Origin of the sequence: Georhizobium sp. MAB10 (assembly GCF_045012825.1) — a bacterium.
Taxonomy (GTDB): Bacteria; Pseudomonadota; Alphaproteobacteria; order Rhizobiales; family Rhizobiaceae; genus Georhizobium; species Georhizobium profundi.
Map to the genome: position 1 here is coordinate 160,480 of NZ_CP118314.1, position 24,510 is coordinate 184,989.

23 protein-coding genes are annotated in these 24,510 nt (G+C 63.1%); 12 read left to right on the forward strand and 11 right to left on the reverse strand.

Annotation, left to right across the window (positions count from 1 at the left end):
* Positions 1 to 105: 105 nt before the first annotated feature.
* The 7 genes from dnaK (at position 106) to PU133_RS00805 (ending at position 6,796) form a co-directional block, all read left to right on the forward strand.
* Complete coding sequence (dnaK, locus tag PU133_RS00775; protein WP_126006887.1) at positions 106 to 2,031, forward strand: molecular chaperone DnaK; 1,926 nt, start codon at positions 106 to 108, stop codon at positions 2,029 to 2,031.
* Between the two features lie 68 nt (positions 2,032 to 2,099).
* A complete protein-coding gene (gene dnaJ / locus PU133_RS00780) occupies positions 2,100 to 3,257 on the forward strand; it encodes a molecular chaperone DnaJ (protein ID WP_126006889.1) in 1,158 nt (385 codons plus the stop codon).
* Between the two features lie 147 nt (positions 3,258 to 3,404).
* Complete coding sequence (pmtA, locus tag PU133_RS00785; protein WP_404863103.1) at positions 3,405 to 4,001, forward strand: phospholipid N-methyltransferase PmtA; 597 nt, start codon at positions 3,405 to 3,407, stop codon at positions 3,999 to 4,001.
* Between the two features lie 22 nt (positions 4,002 to 4,023).
* The gene (locus PU133_RS00790) at positions 4,024 to 4,605 is read left to right on the forward strand and encodes an NADPH-dependent FMN reductase (protein ID WP_404863104.1); all 582 of its coding nucleotides are present in this window, start codon (positions 4,024 to 4,026) and stop codon (positions 4,603 to 4,605) included.
* A gap of 70 nt (positions 4,606 to 4,675) precedes the next feature.
* Complete coding sequence (gene pyrF / locus PU133_RS00795; protein ID WP_404863105.1) at positions 4,676 to 5,419, forward strand: orotidine-5'-phosphate decarboxylase; 744 nt, start codon at positions 4,676 to 4,678, stop codon at positions 5,417 to 5,419.
* A gap of 34 nt (positions 5,420 to 5,453) precedes the next feature.
* Positions 5,454 to 5,747: a DUF1330 domain-containing protein gene (locus PU133_RS00800; RefSeq protein WP_404863106.1), complete on the forward strand. Its 294-nt coding sequence runs from the start codon at positions 5,454 to 5,456 to the stop codon at positions 5,745 to 5,747.
* A gap of 50 nt (positions 5,748 to 5,797) precedes the next feature.
* On the forward strand, positions 5,798 to 6,796 hold the full coding sequence (locus PU133_RS00805) for a complex I NDUFA9 subunit family protein (RefSeq protein WP_126006899.1): 999 nt from the start codon (positions 5,798 to 5,800) through the stop codon (positions 6,794 to 6,796).
* 43 nt (positions 6,797 to 6,839) lie between these two features.
* Here PU133_RS00805 and PU133_RS00810 read toward each other — a convergent pair whose 3' ends face one another.
* Positions 6,840 to 7,646: an undecaprenyl-diphosphate phosphatase gene (locus PU133_RS00810; RefSeq protein WP_126006901.1), complete on the reverse strand. Its 807-nt coding sequence runs from the start codon at positions 7,644 to 7,646 to the stop codon at positions 6,840 to 6,842.
* A 172-nt stretch (positions 7,647 to 7,818) separates the two neighbouring features.
* Between PU133_RS00810 and PU133_RS00815 the strand changes: the two genes are divergently transcribed.
* The 4 genes from PU133_RS00815 (at position 7,819) to PU133_RS00830 (ending at position 11,161) form a co-directional block, all read left to right on the forward strand.
* Entirely contained in the window at positions 7,819 to 8,511 is a 693-nt protein-coding gene (locus PU133_RS00815; protein ID WP_404863107.1) for a glutathione S-transferase family protein, read from the forward strand.
* Positions 8,512 to 8,608: 97 nt separating this feature from the next.
* Positions 8,609 to 9,805, forward strand: coding sequence for a tRNA epoxyqueuosine(34) reductase QueG (queG, locus tag PU133_RS00820; RefSeq protein WP_404863108.1), 1,197 nt, complete (start codon positions 8,609 to 8,611; stop codon positions 9,803 to 9,805).
* The gene (locus tag PU133_RS00825) at positions 9,805 to 10,701 is read left to right on the forward strand and encodes an NAD-dependent epimerase/dehydratase family protein (RefSeq protein ID WP_404863109.1); all 897 of its coding nucleotides are present in this window, start codon (positions 9,805 to 9,807) and stop codon (positions 10,699 to 10,701) included. The genes queG and PU133_RS00825 overlap by 1 nt, the downstream gene beginning before the upstream one ends.
* A gap of 85 nt (positions 10,702 to 10,786) precedes the next feature.
* Positions 10,787 to 11,161, forward strand: a complete 375-nt coding sequence (locus tag PU133_RS00830; RefSeq protein WP_126006909.1) for a septal ring lytic transglycosylase RlpA family protein — start codon at positions 10,787 to 10,789, stop codon at positions 11,159 to 11,161.
* A 15-nt stretch (positions 11,162 to 11,176) separates the two neighbouring features.
* Here PU133_RS00830 and PU133_RS00835 read toward each other — a convergent pair whose 3' ends face one another.
* From PU133_RS00835 to PU133_RS00865, 7 genes are all read right to left on the reverse strand, one after another.
* Positions 11,177 to 12,679: a methyl-accepting chemotaxis protein gene (locus tag PU133_RS00835; RefSeq protein WP_404863110.1), complete on the reverse strand. Its 1,503-nt coding sequence runs from the start codon at positions 12,677 to 12,679 to the stop codon at positions 11,177 to 11,179.
* A 185-nt stretch (positions 12,680 to 12,864) separates the two neighbouring features.
* The gene (locus PU133_RS00840) at positions 12,865 to 14,520 is read right to left on the reverse strand and encodes an ABC transporter ATP-binding protein (RefSeq protein ID WP_404863111.1); all 1,656 of its coding nucleotides are present in this window, start codon (positions 14,518 to 14,520) and stop codon (positions 12,865 to 12,867) included.
* Entirely contained in the window at positions 14,520 to 15,374 is an 855-nt protein-coding gene (locus tag PU133_RS00845; protein WP_404863112.1) for an ABC transporter permease, read from the reverse strand. The genes PU133_RS00840 and PU133_RS00845 overlap by 1 nt, the downstream gene beginning before the upstream one ends.
* Entirely contained in the window at positions 15,371 to 16,321 is a 951-nt protein-coding gene (locus PU133_RS00850) for an ABC transporter permease (RefSeq protein WP_404863113.1), read from the reverse strand. Before PU133_RS00850 ends, PU133_RS00845 begins: the two co-directional genes overlap by 4 nt.
* Positions 16,322 to 16,408: 87 nt before the next feature.
* A complete protein-coding gene (locus PU133_RS00855; protein WP_404863114.1) occupies positions 16,409 to 17,893 on the reverse strand; it encodes an ABC transporter substrate-binding protein in 1,485 nt (494 codons plus the stop codon).
* Positions 17,894 to 17,933: 40 nt separating this feature from the next.
* On the reverse strand, positions 17,934 to 19,247 hold the full coding sequence (locus tag PU133_RS00860; protein WP_404864610.1) for an acetylornithine deacetylase/succinyl-diaminopimelate desuccinylase family protein: 1,314 nt from the start codon (positions 19,245 to 19,247) through the stop codon (positions 17,934 to 17,936).
* Between the two features lie 69 nt (positions 19,248 to 19,316).
* Positions 19,317 to 20,555 (reverse strand): lytic murein transglycosylase, encoded by a 1,239-nt coding sequence (locus PU133_RS00865; RefSeq protein WP_404863115.1) that lies wholly within the window; start codon positions 20,553 to 20,555, stop codon positions 19,317 to 19,319.
* A 173-nt stretch (positions 20,556 to 20,728) separates the two neighbouring features.
* Here PU133_RS00865 and PU133_RS00870 point away from each other — a divergent pair, with 173 nt between their 5' ends.
* Complete coding sequence (locus PU133_RS00870) at positions 20,729 to 21,409, forward strand: DUF1236 domain-containing protein (RefSeq protein WP_404863116.1); 681 nt, start codon at positions 20,729 to 20,731, stop codon at positions 21,407 to 21,409.
* Positions 21,410 to 21,482: 73 nt separating this feature from the next.
* On the opposite strand, the gene recR is transcribed toward PU133_RS00870, so the two are convergent.
* Genes recR through PU133_RS00885 form a run of 3 tightly spaced genes read right to left on the reverse strand, consistent with a single transcriptional unit; the run spans position 21,483 to position 24,446 of the window.
* Complete coding sequence (recR, locus tag PU133_RS00875; protein WP_404863117.1) at positions 21,483 to 22,088, reverse strand: recombination mediator RecR; 606 nt, start codon at positions 22,086 to 22,088, stop codon at positions 21,483 to 21,485.
* A gap of 59 nt (positions 22,089 to 22,147) precedes the next feature.
* On the reverse strand, positions 22,148 to 22,471 hold the full coding sequence (locus PU133_RS00880; RefSeq protein WP_404863118.1) for a YbaB/EbfC family nucleoid-associated protein: 324 nt from the start codon (positions 22,469 to 22,471) through the stop codon (positions 22,148 to 22,150).
* A 43-nt stretch (positions 22,472 to 22,514) separates the two neighbouring features.
* Positions 22,515 to 24,446, reverse strand: a complete 1,932-nt coding sequence (locus tag PU133_RS00885) for a DNA polymerase III subunit gamma/tau (RefSeq protein WP_404863119.1) — start codon at positions 24,444 to 24,446, stop codon at positions 22,515 to 22,517.
* Positions 24,447 to 24,510 lie beyond the last annotated feature (64 nt).

Below are 24,510 nucleotides of genomic sequence, written 5' to 3' on the forward strand. Positions count from 1 at the left end.
TGTTGACGCCAAGCTCGCCACAACCGAACACCAATCCCGCTAGGGGCCGTCGAACGGAACGCCACAGAGGGTCCGGACGGCTCGCTTCAAGGAGAGAGAAGAACAATGGCTAAAGTTATCGGTATCGACCTCGGAACCACGAACTCCTGCGTCGCTGTCATGGACGGCAAGGACGCCAAGGTGATCGAAAACGCGGAAGGCGCGCGCACGACGCCGTCCATGGTTGCTTTTTCCGATGATGGCGAGCGCCTCGTCGGCCAGCCGGCCAAGCGCCAGGCGGTGACGAACCCGGAAAACACGCTTTTCGCGATCAAGCGCTTGATTGGCCGCACCTTCCAGGATCCGACGACCCAGAAGGACAAGGGCATGGTGCCCTACAAGATCGTGAACGCTCCGAATGGTGACGCCTGGGTTCATGCCAGCGGCACCGACTATTCGCCTTCGCAGATCTCCGCGATGATCCTTCAGAAGATGAAGGAAACCGCTGAAAGCTATCTCGGCGAAAAAGTCGAGAAGGCCGTCATCACGGTTCCTGCCTATTTCAACGACGCCCAGCGCCAGGCCACCAAGGATGCTGGCAAGATCGCCGGCCTTGAAGTGCTGCGCATCATCAACGAGCCGACCGCTGCAGCGCTTGCCTACGGTCTCGACAAGAAGGACGGCAAGACGATCGCCGTCTACGACCTTGGCGGCGGCACGTTCGACGTGTCCATTCTCGAAATCGGCGACGGCGTCTTCGAAGTGAAGTCGACGAACGGCGACACCTTCCTCGGCGGCGAAGACTTCGACATGCGCCTCGTCGAGTACCTCGCAGCCGAGTTCAAGAAGGAACAGGGCATCGACCTGAAGAACGACAAGCTCGCCCTGCAGCGCCTCAAGGAAGCTGCGGAGAAGGCAAAGATCGAGCTGTCGTCCTCGTCGCAGACCGAAATCAACCTGCCGTTCATCACGGCCGACCAGTCGGGTCCCAAGCACCTGACGATGAAGCTTTCGCGCGCCAAGTTCGAGAGCCTGGTCGACGACCTCATCCAGCGCACCGTGGCTCCGTGCCGCGCGGCGCTCAAGGATGCCGGCATGCAGGCAGGCGAAATCGACGAAGTCGTTCTCGTCGGCGGCATGACGCGCATGCCGAAGGTGCAGGAAGTCGTGAAGTCGTTCTTCGGCAAGGAGCCGCACAAGGGCGTCAACCCGGATGAAGTCGTCGCACTCGGAGCAGCCATCCAGGCCGGCGTTCTGCAGGGCGACGTCAAGGACGTGCTCCTGCTCGACGTGACCCCGCTGTCGCTCGGCATCGAGACGCTCGGTGGCGTGTTCACGCGCCTGATCGACCGCAACACGACGATCCCGACGAAGAAGTCGCAGACCTTCTCGACGGCCGAAGACAGCCAGAATGCCGTGACCATCCGCGTCAGCCAGGGCGAGCGCGAAATGGCGGCCGACAACAAGCTGCTGGGTCAGTTCGACCTCGTCGGCATTCCGCCGGCGCCGCGCGGCGTGCCGCAGATCGAAGTCACCTTCGACATCGACGCCAACGGCATCGTCAACGTCTCGGCCAAGGACAAGGGCACCGGTAAGGAGCACCAGATCCGCATCCAGGCATCCGGCGGTCTGTCCGATGCCGATATCGAGCAGATGGTGAAGGACGCCGAAGCCAACGCCGAAAGCGACAAGAAGCGCCGCGAAGGCGTGGAGGCGAAGAACCAGGCTGAAAGCCTGCTGCATTCGTCCGAAAAGTCGCTCAAGGAGTATGGCGACAAGGTCTCTGCCGAAGACCGGAAGTCCATCGAGGATGCGATCGCGGATCTGCGGTCGGCTCTCGATGCTTCCGAGCCCGACGCCGAAGCCATCAAGGCGAAGTCACAGACCCTTGCCGAAGTGTCGATGAAGCTCGGCCAGGCCATGTATGAGGCCAGCCAGGCGGAAGCGGCAGCAAACGATGCCCAGCGCGATGCGGCGCAAGATGGGGATAACGTCGTCGATGCGGACTTCGAAGAGGTCAATGACGACGACGACAAGAAAAAGTCGGCTTAACTTCAACTGAGAGATCCCGGCAGCCCGTGAGGCGGCCGGGATCGTCAGACGTGTGGGGCTGGCATTAAATGGCGAAAGCAGATTTCTACGAGACGCTCGGGGTCCAAAAAGGGGCCGACGAGAAAGAGCTGAAAAGCGCCTATCGCAAACTTGCTATGAAATACCACCCCGATCGCAATCCCGGCGATGCGGAGGCGGAGCGCAAGTTCAAGGAAGTCGGCGAAGCCTATGAAACGCTGAAGGACCCGCAGAAGCGGGCCGCCTATGATCGCTTCGGCCATGCCGCCTTCGAGCAGGGCGGTCCCGGTGGCTTCGGCGGCGGCGGTTTCGGCGGTGCGGGCGCCGGCGGCTTCTCCGATATCTTCGAAGATATTTTCGGCGAGATGATGGGTGGCGGCGGTCGCCAGCGTCGCTCCGGTGGCGGCGGAAGCGGCCGCGAGCGCGGTGCCGATCTTCGCTACAACATGGAAATCAGCCTCGAAGAGGCGTTCCACGGCAAGACCGCGCAGATCCGCGTTCCCTCCTCCATTCAGTGCGACAATTGCTCGGGTTCCGGCGCCAAGCCAGGCACGCATCCGACCACCTGCACCACCTGTTCGGGCAGCGGCCGCGTGCGGGCAGCGCAGGGGTTCTTCTCGATCGAGCGCACCTGCCCCACCTGCCAGGGCCGCGGACAGACGATCAACGATCCTTGCCCGAAATGCTCTGGCCAAGGACGCGTGACGGAAGACCGGTCACTGTCGGTCAACATTCCCGCGGGCATCGAGGACGGCACCCGGATCCGGCTTGCCGGTGAAGGCGAAGCGGGGCTCCGCGGCGGGCCATCCGGCGACCTTTACATCTTCCTGTCGGTGAAGCCGCATGAGTTCTTTCAGCGCGATGGCGCCGACCTTTATTGCGCCGTGCCGATCTCGATGACGACCGCCGCACTTGGCGGCCAGTTCGACGTCGTGACGCTCGATGGGACCAAGACAAGGGTCAAGGTTCCGGAAGGCACGCAGTCGGGCAAGCAGTTCCGCCTGCGCTCCAAGGGCATGCCGGTTCTGCGCTCGCAGCAGTCCGGTGACCTTTACATTCAGGTTGCCATCGAGACGCCGCAGAACCTGACGAAGCGCCAGCGCGAATTGCTGACTGAGTTCGAGCAATTGTCGTCGAAGGAAAATAGCCCGGAATCCTCAGGCTTTTTCTCGCGCATGAAGGATTTCTTCGATACGCTCAGCAATTGATTGCCGGCTGCTCCAGGCAGCCGGTCATCCATTGCGGGCCTGGCGGCTCGCTGTTACACCGGGCATGAGCTTCCCTTAGGGAAGGTCATGCAGTGTTCTGAGGAGAGGCGATCCCTGGCTCTCCGCCAACGGGAAGAGGATATCGCCATGGTCGGCACTTTGACACGGAAACTGTCCAAGCGCTTCGATGACGAAATCCGGTTTTTCAAGGGATGGATGGATGGCCCCAAGGCTGTCGGATCGATCGTGCCGACCTCGGCCGTTACCTCCAGGCGCATGGCGAGCGTCATCGATACGACCTCCGGCCTTCCCGTTCTCGAACTCGGCCCTGGCACGGGTGTCGTAACCAAAGCAATCCTCGAACGCGGCGTCTCTCCTAGCAAACTGGTCTGCGTCGAATATTCGGATGATTTCGTCAGCCATGTGCGGCGGCTGTTTCCAGGCGTTAACGTCATCCAGGGCGACGCTTTCGATCTCGATACCACGCTTGGACCGCTTGCCGACCAGACATTCGATTGCGTCGTGTCCGGCATTCCGCTCCTCAATTTCCCGATGCCCGAGCGCGTCGCGCTGATCGAGGATCTGCTCGGCCGCATTCCAGCCGGTCGCCCGGTGGTCCAGATCACCTACGGTCCGCGCTCGCCCGTCGCGCCAGGGCGCGGCAATTATGTGGTCGAAAAGCTGGATTTCGTGGTGCGCAATATCCCGCCGGCGCATCTCTGGCTTTACCGCCGCCCGATTTGACCCCTCGCACCAGCCGCTTTTCATGACCCCCAAGATCCTTGTCTTCCCCGGCTCCAATCGAGAAGGCTCGTTCAATGCGAGCCTCGCCGCCGCTGCTGCTCATGCGCTGATGGCCAAAGGGGCCGATGTCACGCGCATCTCGCTGGCGGACTATCCCCTGCCAATCGTGGACGAAGACCTGCAGACGCGTGAGGGCATTCCCGAGAACGCCCTGAAGCTCGCGCGGCTCATCGCTATGCAAGACGGCCTCTTCCTCGCCTGCCCGGAATACAATTCGTCGATCCCGCCTCTGTTGAAGAACACGATCGACTGGGTCAGCCGCGTGTCGACCGATGCCGGACGGCCGCTTCGCGCTTGGCGCGGCCGTGTCGTTGCGCTCGGTTCGGCGTCTGATGGTCAATTCGCCGGCATTCGCGGGCTCTATCACGTGCGCTCGGTGTTGATGAATGTTGGCGCGCAGATCGTCACCGAGCAGTGCTCGGTCTCGCGGGCGTCTACCGCCTTCACCGAGGACGGCCAGCTTGGCGACGAACGCAATGCGCGGATGCTGGACGTAGCCAGCCAGTCACTCATCGATCATTGCCGGGCGGTTGCAAACCGCTAGAGCCTTGCAGGGCAAGGCGACGCATGCCAGTAGAAGCCCAGAAAATTGCAGCCGAAATGGGCAACGCGCGATGTCAGCACCCAGCAGAAACCTCTCGACCGGCCCGGCCATCGCCGATCCGCGTGACAGGTTGATCGTCGGGCTCGACGTCCCGACGCTCAAAGACGCTGAAGCCATGGTCGCGATGCTCGGCGACACGGTGTCCTTCTACAAGATCGGCTACCAGCTGGTCTTCGCCGGCGGGCTTTCCTTCGCGAAAGACCTTGCGGCGTCCGGCAAGTCGATCTTCCTCGACATGAAGCTTCATGACATCGACAACACCGTTGCCAAGGGCGTCGAGAACATCGCCCAGATGGGCATGACGATGCTGACCGTGCATGCCTATCCTAAGGTGATGCGCGCTGCCGTCGACGCCGCCAAGGGCTCCGGCCTCTGCATTCTCGGGGTTACGGTGCTCACATCGATGGACGAAGCCGACACGAAGGAAGCCGGCTATGCATTGTCGCCGGCAGACCTCGTCAGCCGCCGGGCACAGCAGGCCGTCGACGCCGGGATGGGCGGTATCGTCTGCTCACCCGCGGAAGCAGAAGCCGTGCGTGCCATCGTCGGCCCGGATATGGCGCTGGTGACCCCCGGCATCCGGCCACTCGGCGCCGACGCCGGCGACCAGAAGCGGATCACGACACCCGCCGACGCAATCCGGGCAGGTTCGAGCCATCTCGTGGTCGCCCGCCCCATCATCAAGGCAGACGATCCCAAGGCAACGGCAAGCGCGATCATCGCGGAAATTGCCGCCGCCAACAGGCAGCACTGAAAAACGATTAGCATTCAACGAGGAGGAAAAGACCATGGCCAAGGCTTACTGGATTGCACGCGTGGATGTGCGTGATGCGGAGCGCTACAAGGACTACGTTTCGACCGCCAAGCCGGCTTTCGAGCGCTATGGCGCCAAATTCCTGGTGCGCGGCGGCGATACCCATGTTCTGGAAGGCGGCGCACGCGCTCGCAACGTCATTATCGAGTTTGCTTCCGTGGCCGACGCGAAGGCGTGCTATGAAAGCCCGGAATATCAGGCAGCCGTAGCCATCCGTCAGGAAGTTGCCGATGCTGACATGATCGTCGTCGAAGGCTATGAAGGCTGATCGGCCGACCTAATTACACTTCATCATCGCATCCACGGGAACGCGCTCACATGACGACGATAATGCCCCATCCCAAGCTGGTTACCGTGTTTGGCGGCAACGGATTCGTCGGGCGTCACGTCGTCAGGGCGCTGGCCAAGCGTGGCTACCGGGTGCGCGTCGCCTGCCGTCGCCCAGATCTCGCCGGCCATTTGCAGCCACTCGGCGCGGTCGGCCAGATCATGGCCATGCAGGCCAATCTGCGCAATCGCCCGTCGATCGACCGCGCCGTCGAAGGCGCCGATCACGTGATCAACCTGGTCGGCATTTTGCACGAGAGCGGCCGCAACATGTTCGACCCCGTGCAGGCGTTCGGCGCTCGCGCGGTTGCCGAAGCTGCCCGGGCTGCCGGTATTCCGCTCAGCCACATGTCGGCGATCGGCGCCGATTCCCAGTACTGGTCCGACTATGCCCGCACCAAGGGCAAGGCGGAGGAGGCCATTCGCGAAATCAAGCCGGATGCGCTCATCGTCCGTCCGTCGATCATCTTCGGTCCTGAAGACAATTTCTTCAACAAGTTCGCCGACATGGCGCGTGTTGCGCCGTTCCTGCCGCTGATCGGCGGCGGCCATACGAAGTTCCAGCCAGTATACGTCGCGGATGTCGCAGAGGTCTTTGCACGTCACGTGGATGGATCAATCGAAGGCGGCCAGACGCTGGAATTGGGCGGTCCGGAAGTGCTGACCTTCCGCGAATGCCTCGAGACGATGCTCAAGGTGATCCAGCGCAAGCGCCGCTTCATCACCATTCCCTGGTATCCCGCAACGGTGCTGGGTGGCATCTTCAGCCATCTTCCGCTGATTACGCCGCCGATCACCGCAGATCAGGTCACCCTTTTGAAGCGTGACAATGTGGTCTCGGAAGCGGCGAAGCGCGAGGGGCGGACACTTGAGGGCGTCGGCATCAAGCCGACCCTGCTCGAGGTCATCCTGCCCACCTATCTTACGCGCTTCCGCGTCCAGGGCCAGTTCACCAAGCCCGACGGGCCGACAGCGCAGAAAAGCAACTAATTCTTTGAGGAACCGTCTCGCGGTTCCTCAAGATCGTCGCGACTTAAGCCGCCCACCAGAGGGCGGCGAGGCCTACCGTGCCGACAAGAATGCGCCAATAGGCGAATGGCGCGTAGCCATGGCGTGATACGAAGTCGAGCAGCGAGCGCACGACCACGACAGCTGCAACGAACGCTGCAACGAACCCGACGGCGATGATGGTGAAATCGTCTGCGCTCAGGATGTCGCGGTTCTTGATGAGGTCGAGCGTGAAGGCGCCGGCCATGGTCGGCATCGCCAGGAAAAACGAGAATTCCGCAGCCGAGCGCTTGTCGGCGCCATTCACCAGCGCGCCGACGATCGTCGCGCCCGAGCGCGACGTCCCCGGCACCATGGCGAGGCACTGGAAAAAGCCGATTTTCAGCGCAAGCGATGCCGGAAACTCCGCGACATTCGTGTAGCGCGGGGAAAGCGCCATGCGGTCCACCCAAAGCAGGATGAAGCCGCCGACGATCAACGACACGCAGATCACCACGGGCGTTTCGAACAGCACGGTCTTGATGAAATCATGCGCCAGAAAGCCGATACCGGCGGCTGGCAGGAAGCCGAGCAGCACGATCAAAACGAATCGGCGTGATTCGGCACTTGTTGGCAGGGAACGGGCAATCCACCACAGGCGGTGGGAGTAGACGGTGAGGATGGCGAGGATCGCCCCCACCTGGATGAGCACCTCGAAGCTGTTGCCGGTGGAACTGAAGCCGATGGCGCGGCCTGCAAGCAGCAGATGTCCGGTCGACGATACGGGAATGAATTCCGTCAGGCCCTCCAACAGGCCGAGCAGAAGCGCTCCGACAATCGTTTGTTCACCCATGCAAATGTCCTGTAGTTTTTGGCCGGAAGTGGCGCCAGAAGTGACGAAAGAGGCGCCGGCTTGTCTTCGGTGGAGCGAGCCCCTATAGCTGCTTCGTCGGAAGCGTAGCCAGAAAAACATTAAAATTCGGGCATACCGACCTTTTCATGAGCTTTTGAAAGCCGCTTGCGTAATGCCGACACTCTACCATCATCCGATGTCCTCCGCTTCCCGGTTCATCCGTCTGGTGCTCGGCGAATACGGTTTTGAGTATGATCTGGTCGAGGAGCAGCCTTGGGAGGGCCGTCGCGAGTTTCTCGCGCTGAACCCCGCGGGCACGCTGCCGGTCTTTCTGGACGATTCCATGCGTTCGCTCTGCGGCGCGGTCGTCATTTCCGAGTATCTCGACGAGACGCATGGCGCACTGAAGCGCGACCGGCGGCTTCTGGCCGAAAACAGTTTCCAGCGCGCCGAGATCCGGCGGCTGGTGGAGTGGTTTCTGGTCAAGATGGAGCAGGACGTAACGCGTCACCTCGCCCGCGAGCGCGTCTTCAAGCTGCAGATGCCGACGGCGCAGGGCGGCGGGGCTCCGGATTCCAAGCTGATGCGCGCCGCGCGCGGCAATATCCGCCAGCACATGAAGTACCTCACCTGGCTCGCCGGCTCGCGGCCCTGGCTTGCGGGCGACCGGCTGAGCTATGGCGACCTGGCAGCCGCGGCTTCGATTTCCGTTCTCGATTATCTCGGCGAAATCGACTGGAGCGAATTTCCTCAGTCCAAGGACTGGTACCAGCGCATCAAGTCGAGGCCGTCTTTCCGGCCGCTGCTGGTCGACCGCATTCGTGGCGTAACCCCTGCTTCGCATTACGCCGACCTTGATTTCTGACGCCGTCAAGCCTTGGATCGCCCGACCGTCTCACTAAATGAGCGTCAGGCGCGCCGGTGGGGTGCGGTCGAGGCAACAAGCGAAGCGGCAGATCACGATGGCATCGCGCCTGGCCAATCGGCCATCGTCCAGCAACACGAATAACCTTGAGGCGACCGAGCTTGCTCGGCTTGTTCGTCAGGCCGCGCTTGCGGAAGGCTTCGACGCCGTGCGCATCGTTGCGCCGGACGCGATCGAGAGCGCAGCCGGACATCTTGCCAGCTTCATCGCCGAGGGTCGGCACGCGACCATGGACTGGATGGCGGAGACGGCCGAGCGGCGCGGCGATCCCCGTGTGCTCTGGCCAGATGTGCGCTCCGTCATCATGCTGGCGATGAACTACGGCCCGGAGCATGACCCTCTCGCCAATCTCGCATTTCCGGACCGGGCAGCGATCTCAGTCTATGCCCAGAACCGCGATTACCATGATGTCATCAAGGGCAAGCTGAAGACGGTCGCGCAGAAATTCGCCTCGCGCGCCGGCGCCGACGTCAAGGTCTTCGTCGATACCGCACCCGTCATGGAAAAGCCGCTTGCCGAAAAGGCTGGCCTCGGCTGGCAAGGCAAGCACACCAATCTCGTCAGTCGCGAATTCGGGTCCTGGCTGTTCCTGGGGTCGATCTTCACCACCGCCGAGCTTATCGCCGACGAGGCTGAAAGCAACCATTGCGGCTCCTGCCGCGCCTGCCTCGACATCTGCCCGACCAGCGCCTTTCCGGCCCCCTATCAGCTCGATGCGCGCCGGTGCATCTCCTACCTCACCATCGAGCACAAAGGGACGATCCCCGAAGAGTTTCGCCGGCCGATCGGCAACCGCATCTATGGCTGCGACGACTGCCTGGCCGTCTGCCCGTGGAACAAGTTTGCGGAGACGGCGCGCGAAGCCAAGCTCAAGGCGCGGGACGACCTCAAGGCGCCTTCCATCGCCGATCTTCTGTCTCTGGACGACGCCACCTTTCGCCAGCACTTTGCCGGCTCACCGATCAAGCGCATCGGGCGGGACCGTTTTGTCCGCAATGTGCTGATCGCTGCCGGAAACAGCGGCCTTGCCGAACTGTCGGCACATTGCGACCCACTTCTCGCCGATCCCTCGCCGCTGGTGAGGGCTATGGCTGTGTGGGCCACGGCCGAGCTCGCTGACGCGGGGACGCTGCGTCACAAGGCCGGACATCATCTCGAATCGGAAGCCGACCCCGTCGTGCGCGCCGAATGGACGCGCGCACTGGACCGGCAGACACTGCAGGAGACCATCTGATGAAACCCCGCTTGCTCATTTTCGGCGCCGGCTATTCCGGCCAGGCCATCGCGAAAGCTTTCAACGGGCGGGCCGAATGGATCGGCGGCACCACCCGCAGTAGCGGCAAGTTCGAGGCGCTGCGCTCGTCCGGCATGGAGCCCTTTCTGTTCGACGGCACGACCCTTTCGGACGAGCTTGCGGCGGCGATGCAGAGGACGACGCATCTCGTGCAGTCGATCGCGCCTGGCGAGATGGGTGATCCGCTGCTCGGCCTGATCGGCAACGATCTCAAGACTCACTTTCCCGCGTTGCGTTGGGTCGCCTATCTCTCGACCGTTGGGGTCTATGGAGACCATGAAGGGGCCTGGGTGGACGAGGCCTCCGACTGCCATCCGGTCTCCGATCGATCGATCATGCGTCTGACCGCCGAAACCGCATGGTGCGACGCGGGTGTGAGCGCCCATCTGCCCGTAGCGATCCTGCGCCTTTCCGGCATCTACGGGCCGGGTCGCAACGCCATTCTCAACCTGCAAAACGGCACCGCCAAGCGGCTGATCAAGCCTGGCCAAGTGTTCAATCGCATCCATGTCGAAGACATCGCCGGGGCAACGCGCCATTTGATGGCGCATGAAGCGGCCGGGATCTTCAACGTGACTGACGACGAACCGGCTCCGCCCCAGGATGTCGTCGCATTCGCTGCCGATCTGCTGAGCGTGCAACCGCCGCCGGAACAGGATTTCGACACGGCGGAACTTTCTCCCATGGCTCGTAGTTTCTATGACGAGAACAAGCGCGTTTCGAACGTTCGGTTGAAGGAAACTGGCTACGTTTTCCGCTTTCCCGATTACCGCACCGCGCTCCGCTCTTTAGCAAATACGGAAAGATTGACCGGCAACCCTTTGCCGGCACAGTAATATTCCGATTCAGAGCGTGACCGGGCGTGCCCGGTTCTCGCCCCATTTGCCCCGTTCCTCGCAAGGGTCAACGGGGTAATTGTTTATGAAATTTCTAAAGGTTTCGGCCGCAGCAGCCGCTATCGCTGCGTTCGCACCCATTCTGCCACCATCTTCGGGGAATGTCGCACAGGCCCAGGAACAATGCGGGCGCGCTTCATGGTACGCGCTCACATCCATGACCGCTTCGGGCGAACAGATGGATCCGGGCAAGCTAACCGCCGCCCACCGCAATCTGCGCTTCGGCACCAAGGTCCGCGTGATCAATCAGAACAATGGCCGTTCGGTCGTCGTGCGCATCAACGACCGCGGTCCTTTCATCAAGAACCGGGTCATCGACGTCTCCCGCGCGGCTGCCAGCGAACTTGGCTTCGTCAGCGCTGGCGTCACGAGCATCTGCTACCAGATCATCAGCAGCTGATACCGCCTCAGTTGATCAGGCCGCGAAGGAGCGGGGTCGGCGGCTTGCTGCCACCTGCTCGCGGGCGGCTTCGATGCGAAACTGGGCCATCTGCTCGGTAAGGCGCACGGCCTCGCCTCTCAGCGCGTGCGTTTCGGCCGTCGTTTCTTCCACCATGGCTGCGTTGCGCTGCGTGATCTCGTCCATCTGGTTGATGGCGCTGTTGACCTCGGCCAGGCCGGTCGACTGTTCGCGCGCAGCGGAAGCGATCTCCGTCACCAGCGCATTGATGTCTGAGATGCGATGAATGATCGAGTTCAGGGCTTCTCCTGTGGAATCCACCAGCGTCACGCCGGAGCGCACCTGCTCGGACGAGATGGTGATCAGGCCCTTGATTTCCTTGGCGGCGGCGGCGCAGCGCTGAGCCAGTTCGCGCACTTCCTGTGCGACGACCGCGAAGCCACGACCCGCGTCACCGGCGCGTGCTGCCTCGACGCCTGCGTTCAATGCCAGGAGATTGGTCTGGAACGCGATTTCGTCGATCACCACGATGATCTTGGCGATCTCGTCCGATGAGGTCTCGATAGCCCCCATGGCGCCGACCGCCTTGGCGACGACCTCGCCCGAGCGATCCGCTTCTTCCTTGGCCTTGTCCACGACGTGAGCAGCCTTTTGTGCGCTGGCCGCCGTCACTTTGACGCTCTCTGTCAACTGATGGAGTGCGGCGGAGCTTTCCTCCAGGCTCGCTGCCTGCTGTTCGGTACGATGCGACAAATCGTCGGCGGCCTGGGCAATGCTGTCGGCGCCGATCGAGATCTGATCGGCTGCCCCGCGCGCATCCGATATCGTGCCTTTCAGGGACTGGACCGCGTTGTTGTAGTCGTTCGCCATCCCGCGGAAATTCTCCGGCAGATCACTGGGCATGCGGCTTTGCAGATCGCCTTCCGCCAGCGCCTGGAGCGCGCGGCCGAACGCGGCCATGGCGACCGACTGATCCTCTTCCGTCTTCAGCCGCGCTTCTTCGGCTGCTTTGCGCTCGTTGGCGAGCGTTTCGAGATAGACCGAGATGGCATAGTCCATGTCGAGGAGCGCGGCTTTCACCACGACGGCAATGTCGGCCGCAAGCGGCGCGCGGCCGGATCGGCCAAAGCGCGACGGCCAGCGTTCCCGCACGATGCTGGCGATCAGATCCTCGATGACGAGCGCATAGCCGCCGATGTACCAGCGGGGCTCCAGTCCCAGTCTGGCATGCGCACGGCCGACCTTGTTGACGCCGTCCACATAGGACGCATCATATTCGGCCTTCGCGATCACATCCCAATGGCTTTCCTGCCGCGCCTTCGCACCCTTCATCTGGCCTTCGTTGGAGAAGAACTGGCTGGTCTGCGGGGTGGCGCGAACCTTGTCGTAGAATTTCGCCATGGCGTCGCCGATCACTGCGGCGATGATCGGCTGCAGGCTCCGCATCCGATCGCGCGCGGCCTTGTCGATGCCAATGAAGTCCAAGCGCTCGTTGAGCGCGTCCGTGCCCTGTGCCATGCGGCATCCCCGAAACGACTGCGATGAGAAGGCATATCGGACAGCCGATGGTGATTTCGCCGGCATCATGCACGCGGCGGGCCCCGAACCCATCCGCTGAAATCCACCCGCATAGGATGTAGTTCAGGTGTTGCCGAATACTTAATGGACATCGGCAGGAATTAGCCGAAACGGCCGTTTTGCCCTCATACCAAAGATGGTCGGGAAATTTGATCCAGATCAACACCTCGCGCTAAAAGTGCAGAACCGAGATCGGGCGCAGCCGCTAGGAGCTCGGCCGTGTAAGGGTGTTTCGGCGACGCGAACACGTCGTTTGTCGGCCCTTCTTCCACGATCCGCCCGTCCCGCATCACCATCAGCCGGTCGGTGATTGCGCGTACCACGGAGAGATCGTGCGAGATGAACAGGTAGGACACCGATAGCCGGCTGGAGAGATCGGCAAGCAAATCGAGGATCTGGGCGCGGATCGAGACGTCGAGCGCGGAAACCGCCTCGTCCAGGATGACCAGCTTCGGCTCGACGATCAGCGCGCGGGCGATCGCAATGCGTTGGCGCTGACCGCCCGAAAACTCGTGAATGAAGCGCTTGCCCGCATCGGCCGCCAGACCTACCGCCTCCAGCACAGCACCGACTTTGCGGCGTCTTTCGAGATCGGAAGGCTTCTCGTTCAGGAGGTGCAGCGGCTCGGCAACGAGCCGATCCACACGATGGCGTGGATTGAAGGAGCCATAGGGGTCCTGGAACACCACCTGGATAAGCCGGCGCTGATCGGCTGCCGGTCGTTTGCCCGCTTGGGCAAACGGCTTGCTCCGCAGCGCGATATGACCGCCTTGCAGCACTTCCAGGCCGAGCAGCGCACGCGCTAATGTCGATTTCCCGCAGCCCGATTCCCCCACCAAACCGACATTCTCGCCAGGGAAAATAGCAAAGCTGACATCATCGACCGCGCGGACGGACTTGGCCCCGCGCGAGAACAGAGTGTTCGGCGCGTAATCACGCACCAGATTATCGACCTTCAGCAGCGGAACATCGCCCTGCTGCGGCACATAGGCCCGCCGTTTCGGGACATGGCGCGAGGCAGCGAGAAGGCGCTGCGTATAGGGGTACTGTGTGTGCTGAAAGAGGTCTGCGGTCTCCGCGCATTCGACGATCCGACCCGCCTCCATCACGCCGATCCGATCCGCCATGTCGGCAACGACCGCGAGATCATGGGTGATCAGCATGAGGCCGATCCCGTCTTCGACCACAAGCGTCTTCAGCAGCTGAAGGATCTGCGCCTGCGTCGTCACGTCGAGCGCGGTCGTCGGTTCGTCCGCGATCAGCAGCTTGGGCTTCAGCGCAATGGCGATGGCGATCCCGACGCGCTGGCGCTGGCCACCGGAGAGCTCATGCGGATAGCGGTCGAGCGGGAAACGGTCGCCCGGCAGCCCCACGCGCGCCAGCGTCTCTCGCGCGGTATCGAGCGCGTCCTTGCGGCTACGATCGGTATGGATGCGGATCGTTTCTGCGACCTGCTGACCGATCGTATGCAGCGGATTGAGCGCCGTCATTGGCTCCTGAAAGATCATGCCGATCTCGTTGCCGCGCAAATGGCACATCGTGTCTTCGGGCAGTCCGATAAGCTCGCGCCCGGCAAGTTTGATGCTGCCCGAGAGGAGGGCGCCTGCCGGCAGGAGGCGCATGGCGCTCATGGCTGTCAGAGACTTGCCGGACCCGGATTCGCCGACGAGGCCGAAGATCGAGCCGTGCGGGATGTCGAAGCCCACCTTTTCGAGGATGGGTGTGCCGCCGATCGAGAGGCTGAGATCGTGGACGGCCAGCAGGGATGCACTGCCGCTCATCAGCGCCTCGCCGCTTCCATGCGCGGGTCGGTGAGATCGCGCAGGCCGTCGCCCAAAAGATTGAGGCCGAGCACGGTAAGCACGATCGCCAGCCCCGGGATCAAGGCCAGTTGTGGCGCCAGCGCGATCATCGTCTGAGAGTCGGCAAGCATCCGGCCCCAGCTGGCGAGCGGCGGCTGCGCGCCGAGGCCGACATAAGAGAGCCCCGCTTCGGCCAGAATGCCGAGCGAGAACTGGATCGTCGCCTGGACGATCAGAAGGTTCGCGATGTTGGGGAGGATGTGCTCGATCGAGATCCGCACCGCCCCTTTGCCGGCGACACGCGCCGCCATGATGAAGTCCCGCGTCCAGAGCGACAACGCGCCTGCCCGCGCCAAGCGCGCAAAGACCGGGATGTTGAAGATGCCGATCGCGACGATCGCGTTCACCGCGCCCGGGCCGAAGACGGCGGTGATCATGATGGCGAGCAGCAGCGCCGGAAAGGCGAAGACCAGATCGTTGAACCGCATGATGAGCTCGTCGATCCACCCGCCACGCCGTGCCGCCGCCCACAGACCGAGCGGCACCCCGATCACCATGCCGACGCCGACCGCGATCAACGCCACGGCGATCGAGGTCCGGGCGCCCACCATGATCATCGACAGGAGGTCGCGGCCATAATGATCGGTGCCGAGCCAGTTCTGGGGCGACGGCGGCAAGAGGCGGGCCGAAACGTTCAGCCGCGCGATATCGGCGGGTGTCCAGACGAGCGAGACGAGCGCCAGGCCGACGAAAATCGCAGTCAGGGTGGCGCCAAGGAGGAACGACGGATTGCGCAGGTACAGCCGCGGCCGGTGAGAATACGCCTCGCTCATACCGTTCCCCGTCGCAGTCGCGGATCGATCAAGGCATAGGCAATATCGACCAGGAAGGTGACGAGCGTGACGGCGAACACCAGCAGGATCACGACGCTCTGCACCACGATCAGGTCACGCTGGGTGATGCCCTGGAACACCAGCCGGCCGAGCCCCGGCAGGAAGAAGACGTTCTCGATGATGATGGCACCGGCGAGCAGAAACGAGAACTGCAGGCCGATGATCGTCAGCACCGGGATCAGTGCATTCCTGAAGGCGTGCCGTCTGAGTGCCTGGCCGCGCGAAAGCCCCTTCGCACGCGCCGTGCGGATATAATCTTCACCCAACGTCTCCAGCAGCGCGGAGCGCAGAACCCTGGCAAGGATCGATGCCTGCGGCAGGGCCAGCGCGATCGCCGGCAAGGTGAGCGCCTTCATGGCCGGCACGAAACCCGCGTCCCAGCCGGGAAAACCACCGGCGGAAAACCAGCGCAACGTGACGGAGAACACAAGCACCAGAAGCATCGCGAACCAGAAGTTCGGCACCGCGATGCCGATCTGCGACAGCCCCATCACCGAGATGTCGCCTGCTCTGTTGTGCCGCTGCGCCGCGAACAGCGCCGCCGGAATGGCAATGACGACGGACAGCAAAAGCGCCAGGAAGGCAAGCGGGAGCGACAGGCCGATCCGGTCGAGGATCAGCTGCGAGACCGGCACGCGGTAGGTGTAGGATTGGCCGAAATCACCGACCACCAACCCCCCGACCCACTCCAGATAGCGGAGCAATAGCGGCCGATCGAGGCCGAGTTCGCCGCGAAGAGCTGCCAGCGCCGCCTGGTCGGCATTCATGCCCATCATGAACTGGGCCGGATCGCCTGGCACGACGCTCATCAAAAGGAAGATGACGATGCTCGCGGCGAACATCGTCAGTGCAAGGACCAGAAGCCGGCGCGCGAGATATCTCAGCATGCGATCCTGCCTCGGGGCAGCGCCGCCTCCACGGCAGGCTGGTCGTTAAAGGCGACGCCCGTCATCTTCGGCCCCCGGCGTCGTGCGCTACTCCTCCCAGTAAACGCCGGTCATGTCGTTTGCCTGGGTCGGGGCATTTTCCCACATGCCCTTCAGTCGGGCATCGGCAACGCCTGTCTTCGGCAACTGGAACAGGAAGGCGTTCACGTAGTCGTCTGCGATCTGTTGCTGAGCCCGCTGCAGGATCTCGTTTCTGGCAGCCTCGTCCGAGGTCTCGTCCAGCTCCGTCATGATCGCTTTGAAAGCGTCGCTCTGATAGCGGAAATAGTAGTCGTCGCGGGCGTAGATGTTGATGTCCAGCGGCTCGGTATGGGACACGATCGTCAGGTCGAAATCGGCGTTGGTGAAGACCTGCTCCAGCCATTGCGCCCATTCAAGCGCCACGATCTCCGCCTCGATGCCCACCTCGCGCAGCTGCGAAGCAATAATCTCGCCGCCGCGACGGGCGTAGGACGGTGGCGGCAGCTTCAGCGTCACGCTGATGCCATCCGACAGGCCGGCCTCTTCGAGAAGCGCGCGCGCGCGCTCCGGGTCGTAGTTCGACTGCTCCGTCAGGTCGATGTAGGCGGGATGATGCGGTGCGAAATGGCTGCCGATCGGCGTGCCGTAGCCAAAGAGCGCGCCGTCGATCAGTGCCTGCCGGTCGATCGCATGGGCGATCGCCTGGCGCACGCGCACATCATCGAAGGGCGCCTTGGAATTGTTGATGCCGAGAACCGTCTCGCCTTCGGTCGAGCCGATGATGACGGCAAAGCGCGGATCGGCCTCGAACTGGACCAGGTTTTCGGGCGCGGGGAAGTTCGGGAAGGCATCGATATCGCCGGCCATCATTGCCGCGAAAGCAGCCGTCGGGTCGGCGATGAACTTGAAGGTCACCGTTTCAAGCGCGGGCGCCTCACCCCAATAGGTTTCGGACCGGGTCAGCGTGACGCTGTCGCCCTGAACCCAGTTTTCGAAGCGGAACGGCCCGGTACCGACCGGCTTGGTCGCGTTCGAACCGGCACTTTCCTCTGCGACGATCACCGCATCGCCCCAGGCCATGTTGAACAGAAACGAGCCATTCGGTTCGCCGAGCGTCACCTCGACCGTCGCCGGATCGATCGCCTGGACGCTGGCGATGTCCTCGAACAGAACCTTTTGCGCATTGGTCGAATCCTCGGCCATGGCACGGGTCAGCGAAAAGACGACATCATCGGCATCAAATGCCGAGCCATCATGAAAAGTGACATTCTCGGCGAGCGTGAAGGTGTAGGTAAGACCATCGTCCGAAATAGACCATTCGCGCGCAAGCGCCGGAACGATCGTGCCATCGGCGGCAAAGCGCGTCAGACCCTCGAACACATTCGCATAGACCACCTCATCGATCGCAGCCGCGGCGCCCGCGGTCGGATCGAGGTTCGGCGGCTCCAGTTGCATACCGATCGTCGCGCCGGTTTCCTGCGCGCCGGCCAAGGCGGTCGATCCGAGAAGAAGGGCCGCAGCCGCGGCACCGATGGCGAAACGCTTGCTCATGATCGTCACTCCGTTGATCCCGCCGGCCTTGGCACGGGCGTCATTTTCCAACCTTAGCCGAAGCGGCACCGCCGGCAAGCAGGTCGCCGAGCGCTACCGCCATGATGGTCGCGCTTTCCACCATGTCGTCGATGCCCACATACTCATCCGGCTGGTGTGCCAGGTCGAGGATGCCGGGTCCGTAGGCGATGCAGTTCTTGAGCTTGCCGATGCGGTCGATGTGCTTCTGATCGTAGGTGCCGGGCGACACAACGTAGACCGGCGGACGCTTCAGCACCGTCTCGATGGCATCGGCGACGGCCACGACCACGGGCGCATCGCGCTCGGTCATGGTCGGGCTTACCTGCCAGAGTTCCTTCAAGGCGTAATCGAAGTCCTTGCGGCCGGCCTTCAGACCCTCGAGAAGATCGACGATCTCGCCGCGCACCTCTTCGGCATTTTCCTCGATCAGATAGCGCCGATCGACCACCATGCGGGCCGAATCCGGCACGCAGGCCGACGGGAAGCCGGTGTAATCCGCTTCAGGCTCCGCCTGGCCGCCATGGAGCGAGTTGATGTTCATGGTGGAGTTGCGCGCACCGTCCGGCACGACGGGCATGGACGTCGATTTGGCCGCGAGCTTGGGGAAGAGATCGTCCTCCATGGCCCGCATCACCGCGCCCATGTGGCGCACCGCGCAGTCGCCGAGAAACGGCATCGATCCATGGGCGATCCTGCCCTTGGTCTCGATCTCGGCCCACCAGACCCCGCGGTGCCCGAGGCAGACGCGATCCTTGTTCAACGGTTCTGGAATGATGACGTGCTGGACGCGTTCGGGCGAGAAATAGCCTTTTTCGGCAAGCCAGGCGACGCCGCCATAGCCGCCGGTCTCCTCGTCAGCCGTACCCGAAATCTCGATTGCGCCTGCAAAATCCGGGTTCTCTGCGATGAAAGCTTCCGCCGCGATGATCGATGCGGCAAGGCCACCCTTCATGTCGCAGGCGCCGCGCCCGTAGACGCGCCCGTCCTTGACGACCCCGCCGAAGGGATCGACGGTCCAGCCCTTGCCCGTCTCGACCACGTCCGTATGGGAATTGAAGTGAACGCATTGGCCGGGCACACGGCCTTCGCGGCGCGCGACGATGTTCCAGCGCGGGTAGCGCGTGCTGTCGCCCGGAGTTCCTTCAGCGCGCAGCAACTGCGTTGCAAAGCCCGAGGCCGTCAGTCGCCTGTCCAGATACCCGCAGATATCGCGATAGTTTTCGCCGGGCGGGTTCAGCGTCGGAATGCGGATGAGGTCCTGAGTCAACGCCACGAGATCGGCACGCATCGTCTCGATCCGAGCCGCCAGCCGCTCGGCGTTCCCGTTCCTCATGCTCACCCGCATTCAACTCCCTCATCACGTAGCGGCAGTTGAACCGAGGCAGCCTGCGATTGCAAGAACCTATCGGATGGCCGAAACCAGATCGCGATCGGGAAAGCAGGTCGGCGCGCGCCCGGCGCGGGCCTGCCACTCACCGATCGATCGGCGCGTCTTGAAGCCGGGAAGGCCATCGGCGCCGCCCACATCATATCCAGCACCCTCGAGCGACCGCTGCATGGTGGCGATATCGGAGCGCAACATCGTGCCGACATTGCCCCAGCTGCCGCGAAAACCGCCGGACCCATAGGCAATACGGTCGCCGAGATTGCCGACGAAGAGGGCGTAGTTGTCGGAGTTGTTGTATTCCTTGAAGACGTAGAAATTCGGGGTCACGATGAATTCCGGGCCATGCCGGCCGGCCGGCACCAGCATCATCCCCGCACCCCGGCGCTCATGCTCGGGAAAAGCATTTCCGGAAATGCGGCGGATGCCCGTCTGCTCCCACTCCGCAATCGTCCGCGCACGATCGGGGCCTTCCTGCGCACAGGAGACGCCGTCGGGTATCACCACTTCGAAGCCCCAATCACGGCCGCGCTGCCAGCCCTTCTGGGCAAGATAGTTCGCGATCGATGCGAGTGCATCGGGCACCGAATTCCAGATGTCGCGGCGCCCGTCGCCGTCGAAATCGACCGCATATTCTAGGTAGCTCGACGGCAGAAACTGCGGCTGGCCCATGGCGCCGGCCCAGGAGCTCTTCATCGCGCCCGGTGAAATGTCGCCACGTTCGAGTATCTGCAAGGCTGCGATCAGTTCACGGCGAAAGAGGTCCGGACGCGTGGACATGAAGGCCTTGGTGGCCAGCACCCGAATGGCCGAGTGCGGAATTGCCGCCTGGCCGAAGCCGGATTCACGACCCCAGATCGCGACCAGGAAATGACCGGGAACGCCATAACGCGCCTCGATCTGCTGCAAGACCGGCTGATACCGCTGCGCGAGCGAACGGCCACTGGACGCGAGACCCTGCAGGCTCTGTTCGGAGAAGTATGCAGCGGGCGAGCGAAATTCCGCCTGTGACTGGCGCCGCTCTGCCGGCGGTGCGCTGCCCGGCGCCACGAGGTCCGGCAGGTCCCAATCGAGCGACACGCCACTGAATGCTGCTGCGAAGGTCTGGCCCGACACCCCTGCGCGCGCCGCCTCCGCGCGAATGTCGTTTTCCAAAAAGGTGCGGAACCGTGCTTCCGTGTCGCCGCGAGACTGGGCCGCAACTGAGGTCGCCAACGCTACCAAAGCGGCGAGTGCCGTCACAAATCTCAGGACCATGTGCTTCCCCCTCGAGCAACCCGAATCATCTTGCACGACCGTAACGAAGCGTGAAGGCGGACTGAAGGCGACAGGGAACGAAGCCGGATTCGATTCGTTAAGGCCGCGTAGGGACACAAGAACAAAATCTCGTGAACAACAACAAGAACAACGTCACAAAGGAGTTCCTGATCATGACCACCCGTTTTACGAAAATCGCGTCCGCGACAATCGTCGGTGCCGCGCTGTTGGCATCGGGCGCCGCATTCGCACAAACGACGGCTTCGGCCACCGCTGACCTCAACATCCGTTCGGGCCCTGGCCCTCAGTTCCCGGTGACGGGCGTCATCAACACCGGTGAGCAGGCCACGATCAATGGCTGTCTCGAAGGCTCCAAGTGGTGCCAGGTGTCGGGTGCCGGCGGCGAAGGCTGGGCTTATTCCGACTACCTCACCGCTGACCTGTCGGGCGAGACCGTCGTCGTCACGGAGCGCTACCAGGATGTCGGCGTGCCGGTCACGACCTATGACGAAGGCTCCGCAACCGATGGCGCCGTCATGGGTGGCGCAACCGGCGCAGTCGCTGGCGCCCTTATCGGCGGTCCGATCGGTGCAGTCGTCGGCGGCGTAGCCGGCGCTGCCGCAGCCGGCACGACCGCTGGCGTCATCGATCCGCCGGAAACCGTCACGACCTATGTCACCAGCAACGCTGCAGAGCCCGTCTATCTCGAAGGCGAAGTCGTCGTTGGCGCACAGGTTCCGGACACGGTCGAACTGCGTGAAGTACCGGACTACGAATATCGCTACGTGAACGTGAACAGCCAGCCGGTCCTCGTCGATCCGGCCAGCCGCCAGATCGTTTACGTCTATCGCTAAGTCGAACTAGCGGTTCTTGCGTCCAAATGCCGCCGCGGGTTCTCCCGTGGCGGCATTTTTCATTCGGAGTTGGCTAGAAGTTGGTGCGCGCACGAAGTGCCGCAGACAGCGTGCCTTCGTCGAGATAGTCGAGCTCGCCTCCAACGGGCACTCCATGCGCGAGTCGGGTAATCTTTACGTCCATTCCGGCAAGGCGATCGGTGATGTAATGCGCCGTCGTCTGTCCCTCGACGGTCGCGTTGACCGCCAACACGATCTCGACGATGCCGCCGGCTGCAACCCGCTCGACGAGCCCGGCGATATTCAGATCATCGGGCCCGATCCCGTCGAGCGGCGACAGCGTTCCGCCCAGCACGTGGTAAGCGACGTTCATGGCGCCGGCGCGCTCCAGCGCCCAGAGATCGGCGACATCTTCCACGACGATGATGACCGACTGATCCCGCTGCGGGTCCGCGCAAACCGCGCATGGGTCGGCGGTATCCACATTACCGCAGCGCGAGCAGACGCCCACCTTGTCGCGCGCCACCGCCAAAGCATCGGCAAGCGGCGCGAGCAGCGGCTCCTTCTTCTTGATGAGATGTAACGCCGCACGCCGAGCAGACCGTGGCCCAAGGCCCGGAATACGGGCCAGAAGCTGGATCAAACGTTCGATTTCGGGACCGGTGACGCGTTTTGCCATGGGCAGTTGTCTAGCCGATCACCGATTTGATGAATAGGCGGTCGAAGAGTGTGTCCGGCCTAAAAAGGCAGCTTCATGCCGGGCGGGATCGGCAGCCCGGCGGTCAGTTCCTGGGTGCGCTTCTGCAGTTCGGCCTCGGCCTTGCCCTTGGCGTCGTTATGGGCGGCAATGATCAGGTCTTCCAGGACTTCGATCTCCTCTTCCTTGAAGAGGGACGGGTCGACCTTCATGCCGAGCATGTGGCCCTTGCCGTTGAGCTTGACGGTCACGAGACCACCGCCCGCGGTGCCTTCCACCTCGAGCGCTGCAATCTCTTCCTGCAGGCTGCCCATCTTGTCCTGCATTTCCTTCAGCTTGCCCATCATGCCCATGATGTCGCGCATCGTATCGTCTCCATTCTTTCGCCGCCGTCACGGACAGCATCTTCTAGTCGTCGCCGGCCTCGTCGGCATCGGGGAGGATATCCCCTTCGGCGGATTGCGGCGCGATCTCCGCATCCGCATCCCCTTCAGTCGATATGCGGACGTCGGTGATCCGCGCGCCCGGAAAGCGCGCAAGGATCGCGGCCACGTCCGGATCTTCCTTCGCATCCCGCACGAGAAGATTGCGCGCGCCTGTTTCCTGCTCGGCAAGCGTCGCTTCGCCCTCTTCGCGGCTCAGCATCACGATCCAGCGGCGGCCGGTCCATTTCTCCAGTGCCACGCTCAGATCGTTGAGGAAGGTCTTGGGAGCTTCGCCGCCGACCGCCGCCTCGATCCGGCCGGGCTCGATGCGAACCGGGCGTAACGCCGTCCGCAAAAGCACTTTCAGCCTTATGTCCCGGTTCTCGTCGGCAAGCGCCACGATTTCCGCAAGCGTGGTCGGCCCCGTCCAGTCGTCATCGTCGGATTGCTCGGCAGGCGTCGGCTCTGCTGCGGCGTTGCTTATGGGCTCTGGAGCGGATGCTTGCGCAGGCGCCTCCTGCCGCTGTGGCTCAGGCGTCGAGGCCACGGCCCGCAGGATCGCACCGTTCTGGCGCGGCTGTTGCTGCGGCAGGGTGCGCATCTGCGGCTGCGCGACCTGCAATGCCGCCGACGACGACGCGGATGCCCCGCCGCCGCCTGAGGGTCGGGAAGGCGCCGCGTCGGTTGTCCGGCCTTCCGCAGAAGGCTCGTCGGCGCGCTCCAATGCGCGGCGCGCGGCATCTTCGGGAGACGGCAGGCTCGCCGCATGGGCTAGCCTGATCAGCACCATTTCCGCGGTCGCGTAAGGACGGTTGGACGCCTCTGTCTCGGTGATGCCTTTCAGCAGCATCTGCCACAGGCGCGAGAGAACGGGCACGCCGAGACCAGCGGCAAAATCGGCGCCTCGTGTGCGCTCGGTTTCGGACAGGGAGGGATCGTTGACCGCTTCCGGCACGAATTTCAGCCGCGTGACCAGATGCGTGAAATCGGCAAGGTCGGTCAGCACCACCGGCGGATTGGCGCCGGCTTCGTACTGGCCTGCAAATTCAGACAGTGCCGCAGCAACATCGCCACGCGCGACATGTTCGAACAGATCGACGATGCGGCCGCGATCGGCAAGGCCGAGCATGGCGCGAACGGCTTCCGCTTCGATCCGGCCGCCGCCATGGGCGATCGCCTGATCCATCAGGGACAGGCCGTCGCGCGCCGACCCCTCGGCAGCACGGGCGATCATGGCGAGCGCCAGATCTTCGGCCGGTACGTCTTCGGCTTCGGCCACGCGGCGGAAATGATCGACGAGCAGACCCACATCGATGCGCCGCAGATCGAAGCGCTGGCAGCGGGACAGAACCGTGATCGGCACCTTGCGGATTTCGGTCGTCGCAAAAATGAATTTCACATGCGCTGGCGGTTCTTCCAGCGTCTTCAACAGGCCGTTGAAAGCCTGCGTCGACAGCATGTGCACTTCGTCGATGATGTAGACCTTGTAGCGCGCCGAAACCGGCCGATAGCGCACCTGCTCGATGATTTCGCGGATATCGTCGATGCCGGTGTGCGAGGCGGCGTCCATCTCGATCACGTCGACATGGCGGCCTTCGATGATCGCGCGGCAATGTTCGCCGAAGACGCGCAGGTCGATCGACGGCTCATGCACGGTCTCGGTTTCGTAGTTCAGTGCGCGTGCCAGGATACGCGCCGTGGTGGTCTTTCCGACACCGCGGACGCCGGTCAGCATATAAGCCTGGGCGATGCGCCCCGACTGGAAGGCGTTGGTGAGGGTCTGCACCATCGGCTGCTGGCCGATGAGATCGTCGAAATCGCGCGGCCGGTATTTGCGGGCGAGTACGCGGTACTCGCCGCCGTTCGCTTCGGCGGACGTGTCCTTGTCCCACATGCTGCGCTCGATGCCGCTCATCGGCCGCACTGCGTCCCGTCTGCACGGCGATCGATCGGTGCGGTCATGGCGTCTTCCGTCATCC